The 5056-nt window shown below is 51.2% G+C and carries 6 protein-coding genes; 4 read left to right on the plus strand and 2 right to left on the minus strand.

Features of this window, described 5'->3' with window-relative positions:
• On the plus strand, positions 1-194 hold a 194-nt coding region (locus M0P74_17925), incomplete at its 5' end, for a hypothetical protein (GenBank protein MCK9365465.1).
• Positions 195-219: 25 nt separating this feature from the next.
• Here the strand turns inward: M0P74_17925 and M0P74_17930 are convergent.
• Positions 220-417 (minus strand): hypothetical protein, encoded by a 198-nt coding sequence (locus M0P74_17930; GenBank protein ID MCK9365466.1) that lies wholly within the window; start codon positions 415-417, stop codon positions 220-222.
• A 166-nt stretch (positions 418-583) separates the two neighbouring features.
• Positions 584-1858, minus strand: a complete 1275-nt coding sequence (locus tag M0P74_17935; GenBank protein ID MCK9365467.1) for a radical SAM protein — start codon at positions 1856-1858, stop codon at positions 584-586.
• Between the two features lie 544 nt (positions 1859-2402).
• Here M0P74_17935 and ltrA (M0P74_17940) point away from each other — a divergent pair.
• From ltrA (M0P74_17940) to ltrA (M0P74_17950), 3 genes are all read left to right on the plus strand, one after another.
• Positions 2403-3275 (plus strand): group II intron reverse transcriptase/maturase, encoded by an 873-nt coding sequence (gene ltrA, locus M0P74_17940; GenBank protein MCK9365468.1) that lies wholly within the window; start codon positions 2403-2405, stop codon positions 3273-3275.
• Between the two features lie 280 nt (positions 3276-3555).
• Positions 3556-3696 carry a hypothetical protein gene (locus M0P74_17945; GenBank protein MCK9365469.1) on the plus strand — a complete coding sequence of 47 codons (141 nt, stop codon included), beginning with the start codon at positions 3556-3558 and terminating at the stop codon, positions 3694-3696.
• Positions 3693-4940: a group II intron reverse transcriptase/maturase gene (gene ltrA, locus M0P74_17950; GenBank protein ID MCK9365470.1), complete on the plus strand. Its 1248-nt coding sequence runs from the start codon at positions 3693-3695 to the stop codon at positions 4938-4940. The genes M0P74_17945 and ltrA (M0P74_17950) overlap by 4 nt, the downstream gene beginning before the upstream one ends.
• Positions 4941-5056 lie beyond the last annotated feature (116 nt).

Consider the following 5056-nt stretch of genomic DNA (forward strand, 5'->3'; position numbering starts at 1 on the left):
ATCCGCCCCACACTCGAAAAAAGATATTTGCATATACAAAAACCCTGCCAACTTCCAACGGGCTCGTCCAACTACAGGATAAGATCGTGGTTCGCTTCGCTCTCACGATCTATCCTTATTCGTTCGGTGGTTTTCACAAGTCATTAGAAGTAATACCAATCTGTCCTGGTATCTTAGCCATATTCATTGCCTGAAAATATGAGACCTCCATTAAGAACGTCAGTCTTTACGAAGTTTATATTTGTATACGCAGCACTGAACCCCTTTGCCGTAATTTTCATCATCATATTCCCACTTCTCGCTATCATCAACATCCATAATCTGCCAACCTTCTTTCAAGAGAGAATCTAACTTACCTTGCCCTCTTCTTTCATGGCTTCCCATTTCTACAACTTCATGAACCATAAACGATGCCATAAGTACCTCCCCTTAATATTTGATCTCTTTATGTATCCATTGTCACCCAACGGTTGAAATCAGGCGCGGGCCAATGAGCTTGTCGCGATAGCGCCGCCGTGCTTCTTCCCGTCGCCTGAATTGATTCGTTGGGCTAAGCCGTCGTATTTATGGCCACACTGATGATTCACATAATCACATAGGGACGGGACGTCTGCCATTCTTTCAAGCGTTCAGGAAGCCACCCTTCCAGCTCTTGCGACAAGTAAAAATGTGGATAAAGCAGGTTGCTTTGGGAGGTGATGACACCCTGGTTTTTAGCAGTCTCTGCCAATTGTGTATCAGGATAGATGCGGATACCGGCCGAAAGTCTCAAAAGGTCAAGTTTCAGAGAATCGGCATAAGCAAGACTTACTTCCACGGACTTTTTTGTTTCACCGGGGCCTCCCAGCAATAAAAAACCCATGCGCTCAATCCCGTGATTGGCAAACATTGCTGATATTGCCCGCACATCTTCCAGTGTGAATTGCTTGTTCAAATTCTTGAGTATCTGCTCGGAGCCGCTTTCAAAACCCAGGCTTACCTGCCTGCAACCGGCCGTGGCCATGAGTTCAACCAATTCCTCATCAGCATTTTTTGGGTAAATAATACAACGCCAATGCATATCAAGTTCTCTTTCAATAATCTGGCGGCATATCGATTTGGCATAGGCAGGGGGGAGATTAAACGTGTTGTCCACGAAGAAGAAATTTGCATACCCGGCCTTCACCCAACTCTCAAGCCAGGCTGCGACAACCTCTGGTGAACGTTTCCGCAGGATAGAGCCTTCAATGATAGGTGTGGAACAATAACTGCATTTGAGGGCGCAACCACGCCTGGTTTGTACCGGAATCCATGGTTCGTGATTCTGGGATGCGGAAGAAGAAAGTATACAGGTTTCCGGCAATGTTAATTTGTCCAGATTGTTGCTCAATGTTTTTGGCTGATGTGGGTCGTGACCTCGGGTATACAGTCCTGACATCCCTGAAAGATCATCGTTATTCTCCAAGCGCGTCAGCAGAGCGGGGAATGCTATTTCCCCTTCTCCCTCTATTCCAAAGTCTGCATCAAGATAAACCAGGGCGCTTTCAGGAAACATACTGTAGCCGGCACCACCAAGGACAATCGGTGTATTGGACAAATCCCGGCAGACCGTTACAACCTCTTTCACTTTTTCGAGCAGAAATTGAGGGGTTTCGATATTCTGATCGTCAATGTTTCTCACTGATATACCGATACATTCAGGACGGAATTCTGCAATGACATTTTTAAGTGTGTCATTGACATCCATTTTAAACATCAGATCCAGCATGATGACATCGTGCCCGGCGTTTTTTGTTGCCTCGGCCACACATGCCAGCCCCAAAGGCATGGCCGGCATGTTGAACTGTTCCGTATTGGCTGAAATAAGAAGGACCTTCATGGGCAAATATCCTCGTTAGATTATTCGCATTTAACAAGCCCAACGAAAAGCTAAGCCGGAGCGGCCCAGCGGGCCGCGATCGGCTTGAGCGTCTGGTGTACGCCCGGCACGGGCGTGAACTTATGGGGTGAAAGTCCCCTGTATCTGAATCCTGTCAATGTCAAAAACATTGACACAAATACTAGCCGAAGGCAAGGGCGGAACCGCGAGGGACCGTCCGAAGGAAGCCGGAGTGCAAAGCTATGAGCCGACGAACAGAAACAGCATACAAGGCTGAGTCTCCGGGTAAGTCAGCACAACATGACAAAGCCCTGGATTCGGGAGATACGGTAAATGCTGCGGTTGCATAGTCACAGTTCACGTCCTTATCCGGGGAGACCTGCCCGGTTTGCAACTCCTTTGGGAGTGGCGCTCGTCATGGCAACATGCCGAGGGACCGTGCAGGAGTCAGCAGAGGCCATAGTAGGTGTGAGGAAACAAGCCCGGCAAACCGGGAAAGACTTACCCCGCCGAAGGGCCGAACACAGAGAAGGGAAGAACCTCTATGAGCTCCCATGACATAATGAATCCGTATGGAGGAGTGCCCATGGGGCGCATCGTGGATGCGTTCGACCCAAATGAGCGCCTGCTGGAGCGGATTCTCTCCAAAGAGAACCTGGAAGCGGCTTGGAAACGGGTGAAGGCCAATCACGGCGCACCCGGCGTCGATAGGATTTCCATCGAACAGTTTCCCGACCATACCAGAGAACTTTGGGGCGGAATCCGAAAATCTCTCCTGGCAGGTACGTACCAGCCCTCGCCGGTAAGGCGCGTAGAGATACCAAAACCAACAGGGGGAAGTCGTCCCCTGGGAATCCCGACCGTCCTCGACCGGCTGATCCAACAGGCCATCGCCCAGGTTCTGTCTCCGATCTCTGATCCGGTTTTTTCGGATTCAAGTTTCGGATTCCGACCCGGACGGTCCGCCCATCATGCGGTTTACAAGGCCCGCGAGTATATCCGGAAAGGCTATCGCATTGCCGTCGATATGGACCTGTCGAAGTTCTTCGACACGGTCAACCATGACGTGTTGATGCGCCGTGTGGCGCGAAAGGTTCGCGACAAACGGGTTCTTCGCCTCATCGGAAAATACCTGCGTGCCGGGGTGATGGTTAAGGGACGTCTCCAGGAAACACCTTTGGGAGTTCCTCAGGGCGGTCCCATGTCGCCATTACTTGCCAACATCATCCTGGATGATCTGGACAAAGAGCTTGAGAAACGCTCTCATCGTTTTGTCCGCTACGCCGACGACTGTGTGCCACGAACGCACCGAAGGAGGAATTTCCGGAAAGTGCGGTGCTGCACAAAAGATGAGGGAGGGCCCCTCGGAGCCGGCTTACAGGCGCAGGCTCCAAATCACCTCAAGCTGCAAGGGTAAAGAGCCCTTGTAGTGAGCGTTGAGGAAAAGGCAAGATTAAACTTGTCAGATAGGAATCAAGGAGACGAACGAAAGTGAACCGTTCGATGACGTGTCGAAAGCGTATGAATGACGTCAAAACCAGGGAGAGTCGTTGACCTGGGATAAGTCTGGGGGGAACCTGTTTACTGCCCAGACGACGTCCGGCATTAAGGCGGCGTGAACTTGATTCAGGCTTTTGTGTGGAACGTGGGAACCTGTCGCCCCGATGCGAAGGGAGAAATGCAAGTGGGAAGACCCCATGAGCGTGAGAGTACCGATGCGGGGCACAGGGGCGGAGCAGCCCGTAGTAGTGATGAAGGTTCCGAAAGGGACAGGAGCAAAGGGGCTGCATTGTCCAGCTTTACAGAAGGAACAACCAGTAACGGGAGGATTCTTTTGAGTGAAGCAAAGTCGTACATTATTTCCAAGCGCCTTGTCTGGGAGGCGTACAAGCGGGTAAAGGCAAATGGCGGAGCTGCCGGGGTTGACGGGGAGACGATTGCGGAATTTGGAAAAGATTTAGTAAACAATCTCTACAAACTCTGGAATCGGATGTCGTCGGGCAGCTATCTTCCACAGCCGGTGCGCCGTGTCGAAATACCGAAGGGGGATGGTGGTGTGCGACCGTTGGGAATTCCCACGGTTACAGATCGGATTGCTCAGGCGGTAGTCAAGCAAGTCCTGGAACCGGAATTGGAGCGACACTTTCATCCCGATTCCTATGGATACAGGCCGGATAAATCAGCAAAAGAGGCTGTGGGAGTTGCGAGGCAGCGATGCTGGCGGAACGACTGGGTGCTTGACCTCGATATCAAGGGGTTCTTCGATAATATCGACCATGAACTCCTGATGCGAGCGGTACGGAAACATACCGAATGCAAATGGGTGGTTTTGTACATTGAGCGGTGGCTTAAAGCGCCGGTTCAGATGGCCGATGGCGCCCTTTGCAAGCGGGAGAAAGGGACACCACAGGGAGGAGTTATCAGCCCCCTGCTGGCTAATCTCTTTCTGCACTATGCGTTCGATATGTGGATGCGGAAGAACTTTCCGCAGATTGCTTTCGAGCGGTTCGCGGATGATGTGGTTTGTCACTGCACCAGTGAGGCACAGGCCAAATGGTTAAGAGTAGAAATTGAGAAGCGGTTTGCCGAGTGTCGATTGGAGCTGCATCCCCAGAAGACAAAAATTGTCTATTGCAAGGATGACGACCGGCAAGGAAATTATACCCACGAGCAATTCGATTTTCTGGGGTACACATTCAGACCCCGGAGGTCCAAGAACCGGAAGGGGAAATTCTTTGTCAACTTCAGTCCGGCAGTGAGCAACGAAGCTACGAAATCAATACGCAAAACCATGCGGGAATGGCACTTACATGAACGCAGCGACAAGAGTCTGGAAGACTTGGCCGGGATGTTCAACCCAGTACTCAGGGGTTGGATAAACTACTTTAAAAGCTACTACAAATCAGCAATGTACCCGACCTTCCAACACTTTGACCGAATATTGGCGAAGTGGGCGATGAGGAAATACAAGAAACTGAGAGGCCATAAGCGGCGGGCGCAGCAATGGATAACGCGCATAGCGCGGAAACAGCCAAAGTTGTTTGCCCATTGGCAGCTTCTTCAGTTAGCGGCTGGACGATAGGAGCCGGATGAGCCGAGAGGTTCACGTCCGGTTCTGTGAGAGCGTGGGGGTGAGATTCCCCCGCGCTACTCGACGTGTGCCACGAATGCACTGAAAGGGAGTAATCCGGGAAGTGC

It is taken from the genome of Syntrophales bacterium (assembly GCA_023229765.1).
Classification (GTDB): domain Bacteria; phylum Desulfobacterota; class Syntrophia; order Syntrophales; family UBA5619; genus DYTH01.